Source organism: Streptomyces sp. MBT53 (assembly GCF_016654115.1).
Lineage (GTDB): Bacteria > Actinomycetota > Actinomycetes > Streptomycetales > Streptomycetaceae > Streptomyces.
In genome coordinates, this window is record NZ_JAEQAZ010000038.1 from 1 (window position 1) to 20,356 (window position 20,356).

23 protein-coding genes and 1 riboswitch are annotated in these 20,356 nt (G+C 69.9%); of the genes, 11 read left to right on the forward strand and 12 right to left on the reverse strand.

What is annotated here, in order from left to right:
* The coding region (locus JHN45_RS16305; protein WP_201049509.1) for an aminotransferase class I/II-fold pyridoxal phosphate-dependent enzyme at nt 1-539 on the forward strand (539 nt) is incomplete at its 5' end.
* Nucleotides 540-580: 41 nt separating this feature from the next.
* Here the strand turns inward: JHN45_RS16305 and JHN45_RS16310 are convergent.
* Complete coding sequence (locus JHN45_RS16310) at nt 581-805, reverse strand: DUF397 domain-containing protein (protein ID WP_200716613.1); 225 nt, start codon at nt 803-805, stop codon at nt 581-583.
* A gap of 9 nt (nt 806-814) precedes the next feature.
* Nucleotides 815-1,684: a helix-turn-helix transcriptional regulator gene (locus JHN45_RS16315; protein WP_200716612.1), complete on the reverse strand. Its 870-nt coding sequence runs from the start codon at nt 1,682-1,684 to the stop codon at nt 815-817.
* A gap of 212 nt (nt 1,685-1,896) precedes the next feature.
* On the opposite strand from JHN45_RS16315, the gene JHN45_RS16320 reads away from it, so the two are divergent.
* On the forward strand, nt 1,897-2,355 hold the full coding sequence (locus tag JHN45_RS16320) for an ATP-binding protein (RefSeq protein ID WP_019070948.1): 459 nt from the start codon (nt 1,897-1,899) through the stop codon (nt 2,353-2,355).
* Nucleotides 2,356-2,439: 84 nt separating this feature from the next.
* Here the strand turns inward: JHN45_RS16320 and JHN45_RS16325 are convergent, their stop codons facing one another.
* The 3 genes from JHN45_RS16325 to JHN45_RS16335 form a co-directional block, all read right to left on the reverse strand.
* Complete coding sequence (locus JHN45_RS16325) at nt 2,440-2,913, reverse strand: C40 family peptidase (RefSeq protein WP_200716611.1); 474 nt, start codon at nt 2,911-2,913, stop codon at nt 2,440-2,442.
* Between the two features lie 3 nt (nt 2,914-2,916).
* A riboswitch (cyclic di-AMP (ydaO/yuaA leader) is annotated at nt 2,917-3,098 on the reverse strand.
* Nucleotides 3,099-3,436: 338 nt separating this feature from the next.
* Nucleotides 3,437-3,745 carry a hypothetical protein gene (locus tag JHN45_RS16330; protein WP_200716610.1) on the reverse strand — a complete coding sequence of 103 codons (309 nt, stop codon included), beginning with the start codon at nt 3,743-3,745 and terminating at the stop codon, nt 3,437-3,439.
* A gap of 7 nt (nt 3,746-3,752) precedes the next feature.
* Entirely contained in the window at nt 3,753-4,388 is a 636-nt protein-coding gene (locus tag JHN45_RS16335) for an ATP-dependent Clp protease proteolytic subunit (RefSeq protein ID WP_200716609.1), read from the reverse strand.
* A 63-nt stretch (nt 4,389-4,451) separates the two neighbouring features.
* Between JHN45_RS16335 and JHN45_RS16340 the strand changes: the two genes are divergently transcribed.
* The 8 genes from JHN45_RS16340 (at nt 4,452) to JHN45_RS16375 (ending at nt 11,332) form a co-directional block, all read left to right on the forward strand.
* Nucleotides 4,452-4,748, forward strand: a complete 297-nt coding sequence (locus JHN45_RS16340; protein WP_200716608.1) for a type II toxin-antitoxin system Phd/YefM family antitoxin — start codon at nt 4,452-4,454, stop codon at nt 4,746-4,748.
* A gap of 177 nt (nt 4,749-4,925) precedes the next feature.
* Nucleotides 4,926-5,228 (forward strand): urease subunit gamma, encoded by a 303-nt coding sequence (locus JHN45_RS16345; protein WP_201049510.1) that lies wholly within the window; start codon nt 4,926-4,928, stop codon nt 5,226-5,228.
* Between the two features lie 9 nt (nt 5,229-5,237).
* On the forward strand, nt 5,238-5,549 hold the full coding sequence (locus tag JHN45_RS16350) for an urease subunit beta (RefSeq protein ID WP_200716606.1): 312 nt from the start codon (nt 5,238-5,240) through the stop codon (nt 5,547-5,549).
* Nucleotides 5,542-7,263 (forward strand): urease subunit alpha, encoded by a 1,722-nt coding sequence (locus tag JHN45_RS16355; protein ID WP_200716605.1) that lies wholly within the window; start codon nt 5,542-5,544, stop codon nt 7,261-7,263. Before JHN45_RS16350 ends, JHN45_RS16355 begins: the two co-directional genes overlap by 8 nt.
* 13 nt (nt 7,264-7,276) lie before the next feature.
* Entirely contained in the window at nt 7,277-7,951 is a 675-nt protein-coding gene (locus JHN45_RS16360; RefSeq protein WP_201049511.1) for an urease accessory protein UreF, read from the forward strand.
* A gap of 206 nt (nt 7,952-8,157) precedes the next feature.
* A complete protein-coding gene (gene ureG, locus JHN45_RS16365) occupies nt 8,158-8,835 on the forward strand; it encodes an urease accessory protein UreG (RefSeq protein ID WP_200713083.1) in 678 nt (225 codons plus the stop codon).
* On the forward strand, nt 8,832-9,590 hold the full coding sequence (locus JHN45_RS16370; protein ID WP_201049512.1) for an urease accessory protein UreD: 759 nt from the start codon (nt 8,832-8,834) through the stop codon (nt 9,588-9,590). Before ureG ends, JHN45_RS16370 begins: the two co-directional genes overlap by 4 nt.
* Nucleotides 9,591-9,724: 134 nt before the next feature.
* Nucleotides 9,725-11,332: an alpha/beta hydrolase gene (locus JHN45_RS16375; protein ID WP_201049513.1), complete on the forward strand. Its 1,608-nt coding sequence runs from the start codon at nt 9,725-9,727 to the stop codon at nt 11,330-11,332.
* A gap of 75 nt (nt 11,333-11,407) precedes the next feature.
* Here JHN45_RS16375 and JHN45_RS16380 read toward each other — a convergent pair whose 3' ends face one another.
* The 4 genes from JHN45_RS16380 to JHN45_RS16395 form a co-directional block, all read right to left on the reverse strand.
* Nucleotides 11,408-12,127, reverse strand: coding sequence for a 1-acyl-sn-glycerol-3-phosphate acyltransferase (locus JHN45_RS16380; RefSeq protein WP_201049514.1), 720 nt, complete (start codon nt 12,125-12,127; stop codon nt 11,408-11,410).
* A 203-nt stretch (nt 12,128-12,330) separates the two neighbouring features.
* Nucleotides 12,331-14,208, reverse strand: a complete 1,878-nt coding sequence (locus JHN45_RS16385; RefSeq protein ID WP_201049515.1) for a phospholipase C — start codon at nt 14,206-14,208, stop codon at nt 12,331-12,333.
* Nucleotides 14,209-14,381: 173 nt separating this feature from the next.
* Nucleotides 14,382-15,602, reverse strand: a complete 1,221-nt coding sequence (gene efeB / locus JHN45_RS16390) for an iron uptake transporter deferrochelatase/peroxidase subunit (protein WP_201049516.1) — start codon at nt 15,600-15,602, stop codon at nt 14,382-14,384.
* Nucleotides 15,599-16,855 carry an EfeM/EfeO family lipoprotein gene (locus tag JHN45_RS16395; protein WP_201049517.1) on the reverse strand — a complete coding sequence of 419 codons (1,257 nt, stop codon included), beginning with the start codon at nt 16,853-16,855 and terminating at the stop codon, nt 15,599-15,601. The genes efeB and JHN45_RS16395 overlap by 4 nt, the downstream gene beginning before the upstream one ends.
* Nucleotides 16,856-17,128: 273 nt before the next feature.
* Here JHN45_RS16395 and JHN45_RS16400 point away from each other — a divergent pair, with 273 nt between their 5' ends.
* Nucleotides 17,129-17,407, forward strand: coding sequence for a hypothetical protein (locus JHN45_RS16400; RefSeq protein ID WP_234468658.1), 279 nt, complete (start codon nt 17,129-17,131; stop codon nt 17,405-17,407).
* A 261-nt stretch (nt 17,408-17,668) separates the two neighbouring features.
* On the opposite strand, the gene rocD is transcribed toward JHN45_RS16400, so the two are convergent.
* From rocD to JHN45_RS16415, 3 genes are all read right to left on the reverse strand, one after another.
* Nucleotides 17,669-18,895: an ornithine--oxo-acid transaminase gene (gene rocD, locus JHN45_RS16405; RefSeq protein WP_201049518.1), complete on the reverse strand. Its 1,227-nt coding sequence runs from the start codon at nt 18,893-18,895 to the stop codon at nt 17,669-17,671.
* Nucleotides 18,892-19,704 carry a dimethylargininase gene (gene ddaH, locus JHN45_RS16410; protein WP_201049519.1) on the reverse strand — a complete coding sequence of 271 codons (813 nt, stop codon included), beginning with the start codon at nt 19,702-19,704 and terminating at the stop codon, nt 18,892-18,894. The genes rocD and ddaH overlap by 4 nt, the downstream gene beginning before the upstream one ends.
* A gap of 123 nt (nt 19,705-19,827) precedes the next feature.
* Nucleotides 19,828-20,331 (reverse strand): Lrp/AsnC family transcriptional regulator, encoded by a 504-nt coding sequence (locus JHN45_RS16415; protein WP_200713092.1) that lies wholly within the window; start codon nt 20,329-20,331, stop codon nt 19,828-19,830.
* Nucleotides 20,332-20,356: the final 25 nt, after the last annotated feature.

Below are 20,356 nucleotides of genomic sequence, written 5' to 3' on the forward strand. Positions count from 1 at the left end.
GGCTCGGGGTGATGGGCGAGGGCGGGCGCGGGGCGCCGTATGCGGCGGGGCTCGCGGGCGCCGAGGACGTGGTCGTGACGGTCACCCTGTCCAAGTCGCTGGGCAGCCAGGGCGGTGCCGTGCTCGGGCCGGCCCGGGTGATCGACCATCTGGTCAACGCGGCGCGGACCTTCATCTTCGACACGGGTCTTGCACCCGCGGCGGCGGGCGCGGCGCTGGCCGGTCTCACCCTGCTGCGGCGCGAGCCCGAGCGGGCGGCCCGGGCGCGCGCCGTGGCGAGTGAGCTGCACACACGGTTCACCGCCGCGGGTCTGGAAGCGGTACGTCCGGACGCCGCGGTGGTGTCGGTGCGGGCACCGTCCCCGGAGGCGGCCGTGCAATGGGCGGCCGACTGCCGTACGGCAGGGCTGGCCGTGGGCTGCTTCCGTCCTCCTTCCGTGCCCGACGGCATCTCACGGCTCAGGCTGACCGCCCGAGCGGACCTCTCCGGGGCCGAGATCGAACGCGCTGTACGTGTGATCGGCGAGACGCGACCATGAGTCGGCGTGACACGGTCGTGTGCCGCTGACGGGGGAACCGATCAGTGGAACGCGGTGAGGAAGCCCGTCCAGCTCTCGGGGGAGAAGAGCAGGGCGGGTCCTTGCGGTTCCTTCGAGTCGCGTACGGCGAGCAGCCCCGCGTGGGGGCCTGAGCGCGGACGGGCCGCCTCGACGCAGTTGTTCGCTCCCGTGCTGTAGCTGCTGCGCAGCCACCGCACTCCGGACAGATCGGTACTGGAAGGTACGTTCCGAGGCAGTGCAGACATGGTGCCTCCTTACGAGCCGTCACCTATCCCGGCGATGTAGTCCAACGAGTCCTCGGGTGAAAGGGCGTGGAACTGAAGGGTGTTGAAGGCCTCGCTGTAGGCCTCTAGGTCTTCTTTCCGTTCGAGGTAGAGGCTACTCGTCAAGTGGTCTAGAACAACCACGTCCAGATCAGAAGTGCTCGGAAAGGAGAAGATAACGAAAGGACCGGTGATGCCGATGTGTGCTCCTGCGGCGAACGGCAAGACCTGAAGCCGGACTTGGGGCAGATGCGCCGCCTCGACGAGCCGCTCCAGCTGCCGTGCCATCACACCCGGCCCGCCGACCTCCCGGCGTACCACCGCCTCGTCGAGGACCACGCTCAGTTCCAGCGGCGGATCCGCCCGCAGGATGTCCTGCCGGGCCAGCCGCACCTGCACCAGCGCGTCGAGCCGCTCCGGCCCGTCGTTGTCGAGGCCTCCCACGGCGGCCCGGGTCACCGCACGGGCGTACTCGGGTGTCTGCAGCAGCCCGGGGACCACCGAGGTCTCCAGGGTGCGGATCGTACTGGCCTGTGACTCGAGACTGATGAAGTCCCGGTAGGCGGGCGGCAGTACACCGCGATAGGCGTGCCACCAGTGGTGCCGGCCGCCCCCGTCGTCGGAGCCCGCCAACACGAGCAGCATGTCCCGGAGTTGAGCGTCGCCGACCTCGTAGGCGTCCAGGAGTAACCGGACGTCGGGCGGTTTCACGCCACTCGCGCCGGTCTCGATGCGGCTCACCTTCGACTGGTGCCAACCGACCAGCCGGGCCGCCTCACCGCTGGTGAGCCCCGCATCCGCACGCAACGCGCGGAGTTCCGCGCCCAGTTTCCGGCGGCGCACCGCGGGACCGTACTGCATGGGTTTCTCCTTACTCCTTCCGAGCCGCCCAAATAGAGTCTGGGTTCGCAGAGTTCACCGCTTTGAGCGACAGATATATGCATATCTTGGTGGATCGGCACCGTTGGCGACGCGGTAATGGCAGTCTGGCGAAGAAGCACCAGTCCGGGACCGTACTCGAACCATCCGCTCCGTGTCGGACACCGGTCCCGCGGGAAAGGGACGACCGCGCCATGGCAGACCATCTGGAAGCATCCGTCACTCTGCCGAGCGATCCCGCCTCGGTCTCCACCGCCCGCTCCTACGTGGTCGGGACCCTCGTGGAATGGGGACTGCCTGCGGACACGGAGGTCGCCGACACCATCCGCCTCATCGTCTCCGAACTCGCCACCAACGCCGTACAGCACACCTTCGGACAGTCACCCACCTTCACGGTGGACATCGAGCTGGAGCGTGACGAACAGCTGCGCATCGGAGTCACCGACAGCCATCCCCGCTTCCCGAAACGCCTGCCGGCCGCCGTCCAGCAGGACAACGGCCGGGGCATGGTCATCATCCGCTGGCTGACCGCGGAGTGCGGCGGCAAACTCAGGGTCCGGCCCACCCTGGAGGGCGGCAAGACGGTCTCCATCGAGGTGCCCTGGACGGTCCCGGCCCGCCCGGTGACCGCGGCGGGCCAACAGGAGCCGTAGAGCGGCGTGTTGAACGCCTCCGGAAACACCCGAGGGGTGGCGGTCCGTCAGGAGACCGCCACCCCTCGGGGTATTCAGCACGAGTCAGCTGACCCGGCCGTACCAGACGCTCTTGGTCCAGATCTTCTGCAACCGCACCACGTCCCCGGTCTTCGGGGCGTGCCAGATCTTTCCCCCGCCGGCGTAGATGCCGACGTGGTAGACGCTGGAGCCCGAGTGGAAGAAGACGAGGTCCCCGGCCTTGCGGCTGCCGGCCGAGATGTGGTGCGTCTTGTTGTACTGCTGGGCCGCCGTACGGGGCAGCTTCTTGCCTGCCTTCTTGTACGAGTACAACGTGAGCCCAGAGCAGTCGAAGCGGCCCGGTCCGGTGGCCCCGTACCTGTACGGGGCGCCCTTCTTGGACGCCGCGACCTGGAGTGCCTTCGTCGCGGGTGTCGCGGCAGCGGCGTCGGACGCGACGCCGGGGATCACGACGGAACCGCCTACGGCGGCGATGGCGAAGGCCGAAGCCGTACCGGCCCGGACCATCAGCGACGGGACACGATTGAGCGCAGTCATGCGCAACCCTTCGTCAGCCGCCTGTGAAGGATGACCTGTCGGATTCGGGCTGGCGAAGTTGCCCGGCCGCACACTCGCGGCTTCACCCCAAGGGCTGCTCGACCCGGTCATGGCGTGACCGTCCCGGCGACCCGTCGTGCTTGGGTCCTCCACTCCTGCCGATGCAATCCTGTCGACCTGTCATCCGGGTGGCGGCAGGACTCGGCGTCCGCCCGGATCGCCCCGCCGCTGCGGCGGGGTCTTGTCGTCAGACAGGGATCTTCACCTATGAATGTCCGAAAAGCCCAACGGAATCGGGGATTTGTGGGGTTACTCACCACTCACCCGTTCGGCTGAACGCGACGGTGTTCGACGGCGTGTCGAGGGCGCATGACCCCCGGACCAGCGCCGGAACACCTCACCCGCCCCTCGGGCTACGCGTGTTGCGCAACCCGGACGGCCGCATGGGCGGAGCGGCGACTACACCGATCGGGGGTACGTCGTTCGGCCCGTTTCGCCCCCGGCCGTCATGGCTCCGGGTCCGTCAACTGTCGGAGGGCGCGGGGATCGTGACGCGAGCCGTGCGGCGCTCCCCGTCCAGCACGCGCAGCGCCCGCGCGAGCGTGGGGGCGTGCAGCTCGGTCTCGCCCCGCTGGTGCATCAGCGCCAGCGCGTCCCTCAGCTCGGTGGCCTTGGCCACCAGTGCCTGGGCGGCCCGCAGTCCACGGTACGTGTCCCCGTGGTGCGCCGGGTTGATACGGCCCAGCAGGTCGGCCACATCCAGATAACGGTCGATCAACTCGCCCTCGGCACGCGTCAGTGCGGGCAGCGGTGGCAGCTCCGGCGGCAGCATCGTCGGCTCACTCCCCGCCGTACTCGGTGAGCGAGGTCTTGCGGGTCGACACGATCCGGTCCACCAGGCCGTATTCCAGGGCCTGTTGGGCGTCCATGATCCGGTCCCGCTCGATGTCCTGGCCCACCCGCTCCACCGTCCGGCCCGTGTGCAGGGCGAGCACGGCCTCCAGTCGGGACCGGGTACGCGCCAACTCCTCGGCCTGGATGGCGAGATCACTCGCCTGACCCTGGACCGGCTCGGGCAGCGAGGGCTGGCGGAGCACCACCCGCGCGCCCGGCAGCGCCGACCGCTTGCCCGGTGTGCCCGCCGCCAGCAGCACCGCCGCGCTGGTGCCGGCCTGGCCGAGGCAGATCGTCTCCACGTCGCACGTGACGTACCGCAGCGTGTCGTAGATCGCCGACATCGCGGTGAACGAGCCGCCGGGCGAGTTGATGTACAGCGAGATGTCCCGGTCCGGCGCCAGGTACTCCAGGTGCATGAACTGGGCCATCACATCGTTCGCCGAGATGTCGTCGATCGGCGTCCCGAGGAAGACGATCCGCTCCTCCAGCAGCTTCGAGTACGGATCGAGGGTCCGGTACCCGGAGCTGGTGCGCTCGGTGAATTCGGGCAGGACATGGCGGGCGAACGGTCGGGTCATGGGTGCCCCTCCTTCGGTATCTGTAAGAAATGTACAGGACGTACATGACGTTATGATGGGGGTATGGCCTACGAGATTCCGGTGACGCAAGCCAGGGCTGAGCTCGCCGACCTGATCAACCGGGTGGTGTACGGCGGCGAGCGCGTCGTCGTGACACGGCACGGCAAGCCCCTTGTCGCGCTGGTCTCCGCCGCCGACCTGGAGCGACTCGACGAACTCGACCGGCTGGACAAGCTCGACGCGAACGCCGACGAGCCGGTGATCAGCTCCGTCTCGCGCGTCCACGAGGTCGCGTCCGCTCCCCGCGAACACCATCGCTTCGGCATCGCGGCCGAGCACCGGGGCCCGAACCCCTCTTAGTCGCGCGGTCGAGGAGCGGCTCTACGGGCGTAGATGTGATTGTCCTGATCACAGCTCGGTTAACTTGCTTGAAACTCGGTCCAACTAGCCTGCCGATCCACGCCACCAGGGACTTTGACCGGGGGCTACGGCAGCCGGACCCCGCACGGTCCGGAGCGAGGACTGTGAGGTGGGAGCGTGCAACTGACCCCGCACGAGCAAGAGAGGCTGCTGATCCATGTGGCAGCCGACGTGGCCGAGAAGCGCCGGGCCCGTGGACTGAAGCTCAACCACCCCGAGACGGTCGCCCTCATCACGTCGCACATCCTCGAAGGCGCCCGTGACGGCCGTACCGTCGCCGAGCTGATGTCCTCCGGGCGCAAGCTGCTCACCAGGGACGACGTCATGGAGGGCATCCCCGAGATGATCCACGACGTACAGGTCGAGGCGACCTTCCCGGACGGCACCAAGCTCGTCACCGTCCACGACCCGATCGTGTAGGAGGCCTCGATGATTCCCGGCGAGATCCTGTTCGCGGACGACCCGATCGTCTACAACGCGGGCCGCGAGGTCACCACGATGACCGTCCTCAACGCCGCCGACCGACCCGTCCAGGTCGGCTCCCACTACCACTTCGCCGAGGCCAACCCCGGGCTCGCATTCGACCGCGCCGCCGCCCGCGGCAAGCGGCTCAACGTCGCCGCCGGTACGGCCGTGCGCTTCGAGCCCGGGATCCCCGTCGACGTCGAACTCGTCCCGCTCGCCGGCGCCCGTGTCGTGCCCGGACTGCGCGGGGAGACCGGAGGTGCCCTCGATGCCTGAGATCTCCCGCGCCGCGTACGCGGACCTGTTCGGACCGACCACCGGCGACCGCATCCGGCTCGCCGACACCGACCTCCTGATCGAGATCGAGGAGGACCGCAGCGGCGGTCCCGGACTCGCCGGTGACGAGGCCGTGTTCGGCGGCGGCAAGGTCATCCGCGAGTCGATGGGCCAGGCCCGCGCTACGCGCGCAGAAGGCACCCCCGACACCGTCATCACCGGTGCCGTCGTCATCGACCACTGGGGCATCGTCAAGGCCGACGTCGGCATCCGCGACGGCCGGATCACCGGCATCGGCAAGGCCGGCAACCCCGACACCATGGACGGCGTCCACCCCGACCTGGTGATCGGCCCCGAGACCGAGGTCATCGCCGGCAACGGCCGCATCCTCACGGCCGGTGCCGTCGACGCGCACGTCCACTTCATCTGCCCGCAGATCGCCGACGAGGCGCTCTCCGCCGGAGTCACCACGCTCGTGGGCGGCGGCACCGGTCCCGCCGAGGGCTCCAAGGCGACCACGGTCACCCCCGGCCCCTGGCATCTGGCCCGGATGATGGCCGCGATGGAGCAGTACCCGCTCAACATCGGCTTCCTCGGCAAGGGCAACACCGTCTCGCACGACGCGATGCTGTCCCAGATCAGGGGCGGCGCCCTTGGGCTGAAGCTGCACGAGGACTGGGGCTCGACCCCCGCCGTCATCGACGCCTCGCTCACCGTCGCCGACCGCACGGGCGTCCAAGTCGCCATCCACACCGACACGTTGAACGAGGCCGGGTTCGTCGGCGACACCCTCGCCGCGATCGCCGGACGCGGTATCCACGCCTACCACACCGAGGGTGCGGGCGGCGGGCACGCGCCGGACATCATGACCGTGGTCTCCGAGCCGCACGTGCTGCCCAGCTCCACCAACCCGACCCGGCCCTACACCGTCAACACCGCCGAGGAACACCTCGACATGCTGATGGTCTGCCACCACCTCAACCCGGCCGTCCCCGAGGACCTGGCCTTCGCCGAGTCCCGCATCCGCCCCTCGACCATCGGCGCGGAGGACATCCTCCACGACCTCGGCGCCATCTCGATCATCTCCTCCGACGCCCAGGCCATGGGGCGCGTGGGCGAGGTGATCCTGCGGACCTGGCAGACAGCCCATGTGATGAAGCGGCGACGGGGGGCGCTGCCGGGTGACGGGCGCGCGGACAACCATCGCGTACGGCGCTATGTCGCCAAGTACACGATCAACCCCGCCCTCGCGCAGGGCCTCGCCCGAGAGATCGGCTCCGTCGAGAGCGGCAAGCTCGCCGACCTCGTGCTGTGGGAACCGGCGTTCTTCGGCGTCAAGCCGCACCTCGTCATCAAGGGCGGCCAGATCGCCTACGCGCAGATGGGCGACGCGAACGCGTCCATCCCGACTCCGCAACCGATCCTGCCGCGGCCTATGTTCGGGGCGATCGGGCGGGCTCCCGCTTCCAACTCCTTCAATTTCGTCGCGCAGTTGGCGATCGAGGACGGGCTGCCCGAACGGCTCGACCTCGGCAAGAAGTTCGTCGCCATCGAGTCCACGCGTGGAGTGACCAAGGCGGACATGCGGGAGAACGACGCCCGGCCGCGCGTCCAGGTCGACCCCGACAGCTTCGCCGTGCACATCGACGGGGAGCTCGTCGAGGCGACTCCGGCCGCCGAACTGCCCATGGCTCAGCGGTACTTCCTCTTCTGATGAAGGGGTCGCGATGAGCAGGGGAGCGTTGTTGGTCCTCGCCGACGGGCGCTTTCCCGCCGGTGGGCACGCGCACTCCGGCGGGGCGGAAGCTGCCGTCAAGGCCGGGCGGGTCACCGGGGCGGCCAGTCTCGGTGACTTCTGCCGGGGGCGGTTGCACACGGCCGGGGTAGTGTCCGCATCGTTGGCGGCTGCGGCCGTACTCGGCGTCGATCCCGTGGAGTTGGACGCTGCGGCCGACGCGCGGACGCCCTCGCCCGCGTTGCGGACCGCTGCGCGGAAGCTCGGGCGGCAGTTGACGCGGGCCGCTCGCGCGACCTGGCCGTCCGCCGAACTCGACGCGCTGGCGCGGGAGTTCCCGAAGGGCGCGCATCAGCCCGTGGTGCTGGGGCTGGTCGCTCGGGCGGCCGGTCTGGGGGCGGAGGAAGCGGCGTACTGCGCGGCCTACGAGAGTGTGAGTGGGCCCGCGTCCGCGACGGTGCGGTTGCTGAGTCTCGATCCGTTCGACGCTACGGCGGTGCTGGCGCGGTTGGCGCCGGAGGTGGACCTTGTCGTCGATCGGGCGGTGGAGGCGGCCGGGCGTGTGGTGGATCACGGTGTCGGTGAACTGCCTTGTGCGTCTGCGCCGTTGCTGGAGATCGGGGCGGAGGCGCATGCGGCTTGGGCTGTTCGGTTGTTCGCGTCGTAGGGGGTTTCTCGCCCCCGCCGCCCCTACCCTCCCCCACTCTCGGCTTCGCTCGAGCGGGGGGACCCCCATCGTCCCTGGGGGCTGCGCCCCCAGACCCCCGCTTCGGCCTGGACGGCCTCGTCCTCAAACGCCGGACGGGCTGGATGGTGCCGGCCCGCGTCACAAGACCCCGTATAGCCCCGTAGAAACCCAGAAGGAGCCGCCCCATGCACCTCGACCACACCCACGACGGCCCCGCCGCCGTCAGCGCCGATGCTCACCGGCCCGACGGGAATCGGCGTGCCCTCCGTATCGGGCTCGGTGGGCCCGTCGGTTCCGGTAAGACCGCTACCGTTGCCGCGCTGTGCCGGGCCCTGCGGGACGAGTTGTCCCTCGCTGTCGTCACCAACGACATCTACACCCGTGAGGACGCCGAATTCCTGTTGCGGGAGGCCGTGTTGCCGCCCGAGCGGATCACCGCCGTGGAGACGGGGGCCTGTCCGCACACGGCGATCCGGGACGACATCTCCGCCAACCTCGAAGCGGTCGAGGATCTGGAGGACGAGGTGGGGCCGCTGGATCTGATCCTCGTCGAGTCCGGTGGGGACAATCTCACCGCGACCTTCTCCAAGGGGCTCGTCGACGCACAGATCTTTGTCATCGATGTCGCCGGTGGGGACGACATCCCGCGCAAGGGCGGGCCCGGGGTCACGACCGCCGATCTGCTCGTCGTCAACAAGACCGACCTCGCGCCGTACGTGGGGTCCGATCTCGGGCGGATGGCCGCCGATGCGAAGGCTCAGCGGGCCGAACTGCCCGTTGTCTTCCAGTCGTTGCGGACCGAGGCGGGGGTCGGGGATGTCGCCCGCTGGGTGCGGCAGCAGCTCGCCGCGTGGGCGGCGTGATCGCTACCGGCGTTCGGGCCACCGCGCGGATCGTGGCCCGGGACGACGGGCGCGGCGGCACCGCGCTGCCCGTGCTGGAGGGCGACGGGCCGCTCGCGCTGCGCCGGATCCGTGCCACCGGTTCCGAGGCTCGGGTCATGCTGGTCGGGGCGATGAGCGGGCCGTTGGGAGGGGATCACTTCGGCGTCGAGGCCGACGTGGAGAGCGGGGCGCGGTTGCGGGTCGGGTCGGCCGCCGCCACCATCGCGCTGCCGGGGCAGGCGAAGGGCGAGTCGCGGTACGACGTGCGGCTCGGGGTCGGCGAGGGCGGTGAACTGGAGTGGCTGCCCGAGCAGTTGATCTCCGTGTGCGGCAGTGATCTGCGGGTCACGACCCGTGTCGACCTTGCCGGCTCCGCGCGTCTCGTGCTGCGCGAGGAGCAGGTGCTCGGGCGGGCCGGTGAGGAGCCCGGACGGCTCACCAGCCGCCTCACGCTGCGGATCGGCGGACGGACCGTACTGGACCAGGAGTTGGCCTGCGGCCCCGGAGCGCCGGGCGGCTGGGACGGGCCCGCCGTGCTCGCGGGACATCGCGCGGTGGGTCAACTAGTCGTCGTACGGCCGGAGTTCACCCAGGAGCCGCCTGTGGCGCGGATGCTGGGGGAGTGTGCCGCGCTGGCGCCGTTGGCCGGGCCCGCCGTGCTGGTGACGGCTGTCGCGGCCGACGGGCTGAGGCTGCGGCGGGTGCTGGACGAGGCCTTGGTGTCGCTGGGATGAGTATCCGCTGAGCGGTACGTGGGTTTCCGCTTATCGGATTGGTAAAGAAGGTCAACAGACTCTGTCCTCAGACACCTCACAGCCGGGAGGATCCCCCGAGACCATTTCGCAACTATGTACGGGGAGGGGCCCACTTGAGGTTCATCAGACCGAGGAGCCGCGTCACGGCGTTCGGCTCGGCCGGGTTCGCCGCGGCGGCTCTGATAGCCGGCGCCGTGGCGGCGCCCACGGCCAACGCGCAGACCGACCAGGCGGCGGCCCACGGACAGGACAGTGCGGCGAAGGGTGCCGCGCTCACCGCCGCCCGCGCCGCGAAGGCCGGCATCGACTGGCAGGACTGCCCCACTGCCTGGGGCTTCGCGAAGCCGGTCCAGTGCGGCTGGGTCACCGTGCCGATCGACTACACCAAGCCCAACGGCAAGAAGATCAAGCTCGCCGTCGACCGTGCGGTCAGCACCGGCACCGCGGCGGAGCGCCAGGGCGCGCTCGTCTACAACCCCGGCGGTCCCGGCGCCTCCGGCATGCGCTTCCCCCTCCGGGTCACCACCAAGAACCCGCTGTGGGTCAACACGTCCAAGGCGTACGACTTCGTGGGCTTCGACCCGCGCGGTGTCGGCCACTCGGCGCCCATCTCCTGCATCGACCCGCAGGAGTTCGTGAAGGCGCCCAAGGCAGACCCGGTACCGGACTCCACGGCCGACAAGAACGCGCAGCGCAAGCTGGCCCGTGAGTACGCGGACGGCTGCGCCGAGCGCACCGGCCGCACCATGCTCGCGCAGATGACCACGCCGAACACCGCGCGCGACCTGGACGTCATCCGCGCCGCCCTCGGCGAGAAGAAGCTCAACTACCTGGGCGTCTCCTACGGCACCTACCTCGGCGCCGTCTACGGCACCCTGTTCCCGAGCCATGTCCGCCGGATGATCGTCGACAGTGTCGTCAACCCGGCGCGCGACAACATCTGGTACGAGGCCAACCTCGGCCAGGACGTCGCCTTCGAGGGCCGCTGGAAGGACTGGGAGGACTGGGTCGCGAAGAACGACGCGGCCTTCCACCTGGGGACCACGCGCGACGCCGTACAGGCCAAGTGGCTGCAGCTGCGTGCCACCGCGAAGAAGAGCCCGCTCGGCGGGGTCGTCGGTCCGGCCGAGCTGCTCGGCTTCTTCCAGGGCGCCCCGTACTACGACTCCTCGTGGGTGCCGGTCGCCACCGCGTTCAGCAAGTACGTCGCCGGTGACCCCCAGCCGCTGATCGACGCGGCCTCGCCCGACATGTCGGACACCGCGGGCAACATCAGCTCGGAGAACGGCAACGCCGTCTACACGGCCGTCGAGTGCACCGACGCCAAGTGGCCCACCAGCTGGGCGAAGTGGGACAAGGACAACACGGCGCTCAACAAGAAGTACCCGTTCCTGACCTGGGCCAACGCCTGGATGAACCTGCCGTGCGCCACCTGGCCCGTCAAGCAGCAGTCCCCGGTCGAGGTCAAGACCGGCAAGGGGCTGCCGACGGTGCTCATCGTGCAGTCGCAGCGTGACGCCGCGACGCCGTACGAGGGCGCCGTCGTACTGCACCAGCGCTTCAAGGGCTCCCGCCTGATCACCGAGAAGGACGCGGGCTCCCACGGTGTGACCGGTCTGGTCAACCCGTGCATCAACTCCCGTGTCGACACCTACCTGTTGACCGGGAAGGTGGACAAGTCCGACGTGACGTGCACCCCGCACGCGACGCCGGTGCCGTAGACATCACCCGCATGTGACGAGGGGCGGTCGGTTCGCAACCGGCCGCCCCTCGGCATGTCTTCCGTGTACGGAGTCTCAACTCAGCGGCAGGCGCGGGAACTTGCGTTCCTTCGCCGCGGTGGCCTCCGCGGCCTTGACGACGGCCGCGTACTGGTCGACGTACTCCTGCTCGGAGAGCATCAGGATCGCGTACATGATCTCGTCGGTGACGGCGCGCAGGATGGCCTTCTCGTTCTCCATGCCCTCGTAGCGGGAGAAGTCGAGGGGCTTGCCGAAGCGGATGGTCACCGGGTGGAGGTTCGGGATGACCTTGCCGGGCGGCTGGGCCTCGAAGGTGCCGATCATCGCGCAGGGGATGACGGGCACCCGGGCCTGCAGCGCCATGGACGCGACGCCGACCTTGCCCTTGTAGAGGCGGCCGTCGTGCGAGCGGGTGCCCTCCGGGTAGATGCCGAGCAGCTCGCCCTTGCCCAGGACGCCGAGGCCCTCGCGGATCGCGGCCTGGCCCGCCTCCTTGCCGGAGCGGTCGACCGGGATCTGGCCCGCGCTGCGGAAGAAGGTCGCCGTGAGGCGGCCCCTGATGCCGGGGCCGGTGAAGTACTCGGCCTTGGCGAGGAAGGTGATCCGGCGCTTGAGGACGGCGGGCATCAGGAAGTGGTCCGAGAACGAGAGATGGTTGCCGGCGACGATCGCCGGGCCCGATTCCGGTATGTGCTCTAGGCCCTCGATACGGGGCCGGAAGACGAGTCTGAGCAAGGGACCCAGAATGACGTATTTCAGGAGGTAGTAGAACAAAGGGGGTCGCTCCTCACTCCGGCGGGTCGGCTCGACCGATCTGTTCTCGCAGGTCACCCGGCATCTCGTGGCTGCCAGTGTAGAGGCAGCCGCCCTCGCGTGGAACCGGTCGCGATCAGCCCGCCGCCGACACGGCCGAGGGCGGCGAGAAGGATCTCCTCGCCGCCCTCGGGACGGAACAACTACCCCCGGTCCGCCGGGAGTTACACGGACGCGGTGCGCGCCCTGCGGCGGTACAGCGCGAACGCGGTGGTCGCACCCGCGGCGGTGACGAGCCCCGCGCCGATCGCGATCGCCGGCGTGTCGGACGCGGCCTGGCTGGCGGCGACGTTCTGCGCCTTCAGATCCTGGACGTACGCCGGGTACGGGGCCGTGGTGGCCGTCGACGAGGTCCGGGAGTAGTGCGGGATCCGCTTGACCGACTGCACCGAGCCGTTCGTGTTCAGCAGCACCTGCTTGTCGTTCGGGTGCTTGAAGTCGAACATGCCGCCCAGGGTGCCCGCCCGCTGGTCGAAGGACGCGTCACCGATCCGGCCGGTGTGCCAGTTGTCCTCGATGAACTGGGTGATCGACGCCTGCTCGGTCGGCGTGTGGTCGATCTTGTCGACCTTGCTGTACGGCGAGATGACCAGCAGCGGCTGCCGGGTGCCGGGGCCGCAGCGGTCCGCGTAGCCGCCCTTCGCCGCCGGACCGGACTGGCAGGCCGGGCTGTCGGTGGCCTTGCCGTTCGAACCGACCGTGGAGTCCTTGGAGCCGTTGAGCACCTTGGAGGTCACGTGGTCGTACCAGCCGTCGGAGTCGTCGTAGGCGATCACGACCGCCGTCGACTTCCACTCCGGCGACTTCTGGATCGCGTTGATCTCCTTGATCAGGAAGTTCTGCTCGTCGGCCGGGTCGGAGTAGCCGGCGTGGCCGTCCTGGTACTCGGCCGCCTTCAGGAAGCTCACCGCGGGAAGGTTGTTCGCCTTCAGCGCCGCGTCGAAGTCCGTCAGGTCGTAGTTGTGGTTCGCACGCCCGTTGTGGCCGATCTCGGCGACCGACTTCGGCGCCAGGTGGTGCGGGTTCGACGTCGACTTGTAGTACTCGAACGGCGAGTGGTGCGGGCTGTAGTCCTCGGAGGCCGCGCCGCCCACGTTGGTGTGCGTGGTGCCCCCGCACTTGGCGTAGTCACCGCTCTTGCCGTCCCACGCCGTGCTCGGCCGGAAGCCGCCCTGGAACCAACCCCAGGTCACACCCTTGTTGTTGAGCAGGTCACCGATGTTCTTGCCCTGCATCACCGCGAGCGCGCTGGTCGCCGTGTGGTCCTTGTCCGAGCAGTCGTCGAAGGCCGGGTCGGGGTCGTTGATGACCGTGCCGACACCCTTGGCGTTCGGGGAGACCACGGCGTACGAGTCCGGAGTCGTCGTCTGCTTCGGGTTCTCGGTGCCGGAGGCCGGGTCGACGGATATGACCCCGTGCGTCTGACCGGAGATCAGGTTCAGGGCGCCGGGCGTCGAGGGGCCGAAGTTAGAGCTGAAGGAGTGGTCGTTCAGCGCGAACTGCTGGGCGTAGTTCCACATGCCCGTGACGGTGTTGCCGTCGTAGTAGTCCATCACCAGACCGGGCTCACCGAACAGGCCGGTGCACTTGTTGACCTCGGTGTTCTCGACGTACTTGTCGGCCTTGCCGCCGTCGGCCGCGTACTGCTCGGGGCCGTAGGAGTGGTTCTGGTCGCAGGTCATCACCTGCGAACTGCTCAGCCGGGTGGGCGTGTAGAGGTTCGGGTTCTTCTTCAGCAGCCCGGCGTTGAGCAGGTTGTCGGCCTTCGGCGTGTGCGCCGCGGCCTTGAACTTCGTGCCGTCCGTGTTGGCGGCCTGCGGGTAGGTGGCGAAGTAGTGGTCGAACGAGATGTTCTCGTCGTAGAGCACCACCACATGCTTGATCGGGGTGGCCGTGCGGGTGCTGCCGGAGGGCTGGTGGCCGCCGGAGTTCGCCGCCGCGGGCACGATCCCGCCCGCCGTGGCCAGCGCCGCCGCGCCGAGCAGGGCGCCCACGCGGGTCAGGCCCCGCCGCGCGCCTGGAATACTTCCTGTGCCGATCATGCTGTCTCGCCTTCCGGGAGCACTGTTCTCGCTGCCACGCCACCCAAGGCCGTGACGCCTACGGCCGTAGCCTCGGCAATGGTGACGGCGGGGCGGGGGAGCGGCAATGACGCGAGAGCGAACGCCCGGTCAGGAAATTCTCATGGTCTGTTGGCCTGTTCTTGACCCTGCTCTCAGGCCAGCAGGCTGCGGCCCAGCCAGTCGGCGGTGTCACGGACCCCGGGCAGCGCGAAGAAGTAGCCACCGCCGTACGGCGAGACGTAGTCGACCAGCGGTTCACCGGCCAGCCGCTCCTGCACCTTCGCGAACTGCCGCGCCAGATCCTGCTGGTAGCAGCAGAACAGCAGTCCCATGTCGAGGTTGCCGTTGCTGTCCATGCCCCGGTCGTAGTTGTAGCCCCGGCGCAGGATGCGCTGGTCGGCGCTCTGCGTGGTGCGCGGATTGGCGAGCCGGATGTGGCTGTCGAGCGGGATCACATCGCCCTGCGGGTCCTGCGCGAAGTTCGGGGTGTCCTTCTCGTGCCGTCCGTCCAGCGGGGCGCCGGTGTCCCGGGCGCGGCCGAACATCCGCTCCTGCTCGGTGATGGAGACCCGGTCCCAGAACTCCACCAACATCCGTATCAGGCGCACGACTTGATAGCTGCCACCGGTCGTCCACGCCGGTTCGCCGCTGTCGGCCCCCACCCACACGAGGTCGTTCATCGCACGGGCGTCGGTCACCTCCGGGTTGGCGATGCCGTCCTTGAAACCGAGGTGGTTGCGCGGGGTGCCCGAGGGCCGCGGCGGGCTGATGAACCCGTCCGTCCGCCAGCGCACCTGCATGCCCCCACGCGTGTGCCGGGTGACATCGCGCAGGGCGTGCAGCACGGTGTCGGAGGTGTCGGCGCAGAACTGCACGCTCAGATCACCGTGACACCAGGCGGAGTCGAGGTCGTCGTCCGGGAAGGCGGGCATCGCGGTCAGCCGGCGCGGCACGCGCTGCGCCAGCCCGTAGCGGTCGTCGAAGAGCGAGGCGCCGACACCGACCGTGACACTCAGCCGGTCGGCCGGGAGGTCCGGGCCCAGGGTGCCGGAGTCGGCGGGCGGCGCGGTGATGCCCAGATCCTCCGGACTGCCGCCGGAGGTCAGGAAACGCGCCCGGTCGGTCAACGTCCGCAGCAGGTCGGTGAGTTCGGCCCGGTTCTCGGCGGTCGCGTCGAAGGAGACGAACGCCGTGGCGCGCTGCGCCGGGGTGATGATCCCGGCCTGGTGGAGCCCGTGGAAGGGCACGCGCGTACTGGTCTCCGGCGTCGCGGCCGAGGCCGTACCCCGGTCGGCGGCCACCAGACCCGCACCGGCCACGGCCGCCGCGCTCGCCAGGAACCCCCGGCGGCCCACCTCGTTCACGCGCTTCACGCGGTCCTCCGTACGTCCGTGAGGGCGGCCACGTCGGCCAGCCGCTCCACCAGCCCACCGAGGTCGGAGTCGACCTTCTCCCTTTGCGGACGGGTGAGTTGAGCCAACGGTGTCCACTTCCCGGAGTGGTCGAAGCCGTCCAGGGTGTGCTGGGCCCGGTCCATCCAGTCACCGAGTTCGGCGTAGCCCGTGTCCCGGGTCTTCAGCAGCGGGCCCAGATATCCGAGCAGCACCCGGGTGCCGTCGAGGTTGGCGCGGGCGGTGGCCAGGTTGGTGCCGCTGCCGTAGTCGGTGCGGCCGGTCAGCTCGAACTGCACCGTGTTCTCCAGGATTTCGTGCGCGCGCAGCCCGGTGTCGGCCGGATCCATCCGCTGGCTGGGCCAGTTGCTCTCCAACGCGTGGACGTCCTTGGCGAGTTGATCGGCCGGACCGCGCAACTCGCTCGCCGACTCCCCGTGCCACAGCCCGTACTCGACCCGGTGGAACCCGGTGAACCCGGCGTCACGCACCCCGCCGGAGAGCCCGGCCGTGGTGCCGTTGATCGCCCCGTCGGAGTCACCGAACGTGCCGTAGGCGGCGCCCATCCGCTCGTAGACGAGATGCGCGGGCAGCCATGCCTTGCGGGCCGCCTCGAGATCACCACGATCGACGGCGGTCTTCAACACGTCTGTCTTCCGGGCCAGTTCGACGGTCCGCGCCTGGATCCACTTCTGGTAGGCGAGCGTCGGCGGGATCAGCTCCTGCTGGGTGATCGGCACGGCGGCCGGTCCGCTCTTCACCTTCGAGCCGGTGATCCGCACGGTGGGCCCGGTCACGGCGTCGGCGTCGTCGGGCAGACACTTGAAGGCGTACGAACCGTTCCCCAGGGTCACGCCGAGCGGTCGTACCGTCCCCGGTGCCAGGCCCTCGACCTCGCCGTAGACCGCGCCGGTCGTCGGGTCGGTCAGATACACCTCGGCCGCCGTGCTCGACGTGTTGTGCAGCTCGAAGACCTGGTGTCCGGCCTGCGGGTGTGTCCAGCCGCTCCCGCAGCCGGAGGTCGCGACCTCGACGGTGGTGTGCGGCAGCCCGTCGGCGGCGGCAGCGGCCTGGCCGTCCGAGCCGGACCCCCGGGCGGCCAGCACACCGGCTGCCACGGCGACCAGGGCACCGGCCGCGAGGAGGGCGGTACGGCGACGGGTCGCAGGGCCCGACGAGGGCGCCGGTGGACCGGGCTCGGTCTCGGCTTCGGCGCCGCGCGCGGTTCCGGGCACGCCGGGCCTCCAGGGGGAGTCGTACGAAAGGTGGCGGTACCAGCGATCTTATGAGGGCGCCACGGCCCCCACCGCGCCCCTTGACCCTGTTCTGACCGGAGGGCGGGCGAGAATTCGCCCGGGGTTCACCCGGGGGTGGGGGAGCGCCACGGTCCGCCGTACGACCGCATACGGTGCGCTACGGCCGCCTCGCCCGGGCCGGGAACAACCCGGGCCCGTTCCGCGCTGCTCCTGGTACCTCGCCGGGTATGTCAGAGAAGGGTCGTGGACGAGATGATTCGGTCAGGGCAGGAGCCGCTCCCGCCGTCGGGTGAAGCGCCGTTGGTGACCACCTGCGGTCGGCAGGTCGCGGTGAAGCGGCTGCTGCTGGCGCTCCCGGAGCGGCCGATCAGCCGGGTCACTCTCGACGTGGGTCCGGTCGTGCGCGGCGAGCCGGGACTCTGGGCCTCGCTGACCGTGGCCGAGGCCCGTGACCTGGCCCGCCGTCTCCTGGCGCAGGCCGCCCTGGCGGACGCCGGTGCTTCGGCGGAGCGGTCTGCCGTGGACAACTAGCCGATTCGGCGCGGGAGTCGGGCGCGCCCATGCGATCCCGGCCGAGGCCCGTGACCTTGCCGGACGGTCGCTCGCGCGGACGATGGCTGCTGGCGCTGGGGTAGCAGGTGCGGACGTCGGCGATCGGGAAGCAGGAGCGGTGCCGGGTGCCTGCCACCCCGGCGCCGGCAGTCCGGTCCGACACCGCAACCCCCAGAGGCCCCCAGCGGTCGGGACCGGTGGTCGGACCGACTCCCCGCGCCGGTCCGACCACCCCTCACCTCACGCCCCTTGCGTCAGCACCCGCTCCAACGCGCCCACTGCGGACCGGAGTTCGTCCTCCGTGATGGTCAGCGGCGGGGCCAGCCGGATCGTGGAGCCGTGGGTGTCCTTGGCCAACACGCCCTCCCGCATGAGGCGTTCGCTGATCTCGCGGCCGGTGCCGATGGCCGGATCGACGTCGACGCCCGCCCAGAGGCCGCGGGAGCGGAAACCGACGACGCCCTTGCCGACCAGTTCGGTCAGACCGTCCCGCAGGACGAGGCCCAACTCGGCCGCCCTGCGCTGGAATTCACCGGTCTCCAGGAGTTCGACGACCGCCGTTCCGACCGCCGCGGCGAGCGGGTTCCCGCCGAAGGTCGAGCCGTGCTCGCCCGGGTGCAACACGCCGAGCACCTCGCGGCGCGCGACCACCGCCGACACCGGCACGATGCCGCCGCCCAGCGCCTTGCCGAGCAGCAGGATGTCCGGGACGACACCCTCGTGCTCGACGGCGAGGGTGCGGCCGGTGCGGCCGAGGCCCGACTGGATCTCGTCCGCGATGAACAAGCAGCCCTTGCGGGTGGTGAGTTCGCGGACCCCGGCCAGGTAGCCGGCGTCCGGAATGATGACTCCGGCCTCGCCCTGGATGGGCTCGATCAGCACCGCCGCCGTCGTCTCGTCGACCGCCGCCTCCAGCGCCGCGAGGTCGTTGTACGGCACGATCCGGAAGCCCGGCGTGAAGGGACCGAAGCCCGCCCGCGCCGTCTCGTCGGTGGAGAAGCTGACGATCGTCGTCGTACGGCCGTGGAAGTTCTCCGCCGCGACGACGATGGTGGCCCGGTCGGCGGGGACGCCCTTCACGTCGTAGGCCCATTTGCGGGCCACCTTGATGCCGCTCTCGACCGCCTCCGCGCCCGTGTTCATCGGGAGCACCATGTCGAGGCCGGTCAACTCCGCGAGCCTTTCGGCGAATTCGGCCAGCTTGTCGTTGTGGAAGGCGCGCGAGGTGAGGGTCAGCCGGTCGAGCTGGCGGTGGGCCGCCTCGATCAACGCGGGGTGGCGGTGGCCGAAGTTGAGGGCCGAGTAGCCCGCGAGCATGTCGAGGTAGCGGCGGCCCTCGACGTCCTCCACCCAGGTTCCCTCGGCGCGGGCGACGACCACGGGCAGGGGGTGGTAGTTGTGCGCGAGGACCGGCTCCTCGGCGCGGATGAGGTCGGCGGACGTCCGGGCACTGGCGGGTGCGGTCATGAGCGGATCTCCTGGGTGCAGCACTTGATGCCGCCGCCGGCCTTGTGGAACTCCGACAGGTCGACAGGGATGGGGACGTAGCCGTGTGCGGCGAGGCGCGAGGCCAGCGCCTCGGCCTGGGGCGCGATGAAGACGTGCAGGCCGTCCGAGACGGAGTTGAGGCCCCACGACATCGCGTCCTCGCGGGTCGCGAGCACCGCGTCCGGGAACAGCCGGGCGAGCACCTCGCGGCTGCCGGGGGAGAACGCCTCCGGGTAGTAGCAGATGTTGTCCTCGTCGAGGACGAACAGCGCCGTGTCGAGGTGGTAGAAGTACGGGTCCACCAGCGTCAGGCTGATCACCGGGACGCCGAAGAACTCCTGCACCTCGCGATGGGCCTCGCGGGTCGTACGGAACCCGGTGCCGGCCAGGACGTAACGGCCGGTCGGGATCAGATCGCCCTCGCCCTCGCTCACCGACTCGGGACGGTGGACGTCGTAGCCCGCCGCCTTGAACCACATGTCGTAGTGGTCGGACTCGGGACGCCGCTCGGGCGCGTGGAAGAGCGAGCCGAAGACGCGGCCCTCGACGACGACCGCCGAGTTCGCGGCGAAGACCATGTCGGGGAGGCCGGGCGCCGGGGGCACGGTCTCCACGCTGTGGCCGTGCTCGCGGTAGGTGTCGATCAGCGTCCGCCACTGCTCCTGGGCGAGATCGACGTCCACCTGGGTGTCGGGATGCATCCAGGGGTTGATCGCGTACTGCACGGCGAAGTGTCTGGGTTCGCAGACGAGAAAGCGCCGCCGGCGCCGCACACGGGTGTCGGGCACAGAGGGGTCCCTCCGCTTCCTGTGGTGTCGACTGGGGTTGACACCAAGGTAGGAAGAGACCAATACGCGCGACAAGCGATGAAGGCTGCGTGTCCGCGCAGGAATGCTGCGTCTTTGGCGGGGTCAGCGCAGGTCTGATGCGTCGCCCGGCGCGGGGTGGGTGGCACCCGCTTCCGGGCTTTCCGGGAGGAGGTGGGACAGCACCATCACGCTGATCGTCTTCCGGATGAACGGCTCCTGCCGGATCCGCTCCAGCACCTCCTCGAAATGATCCACATCGGTGGCCCGCACATGCAGCAGCGCGTCCGCGCCGCCGGTCACCGTCATCGCCGCGGTGATCTCAGGATGGTTGCGCACCACCTCCGCGAGCCGCCTGGGGGGCGCGGCGCCCTCGCAGTACACCTCCACGTACGCCTCCGTGCGCCAGCCCAGCGCCGACGGCTGCACGGTCGCCGTGAACCCGGTGATCACACCCGTCTCCCGCAGCCGGTCCACCCGCCGCTTCACCGCCGTCGCGGACAGCCCGATCGCCGCCCCGATCTCGGCGAAGCTGGTCCTGGCGTTCGCCATCAGCGCGTTGATGATCTTCCGGTCGAGCTCGTCGAACGGCGTGGTCCTGCTGTTCATGTCCGCACTGTATCCAGCGGGGACG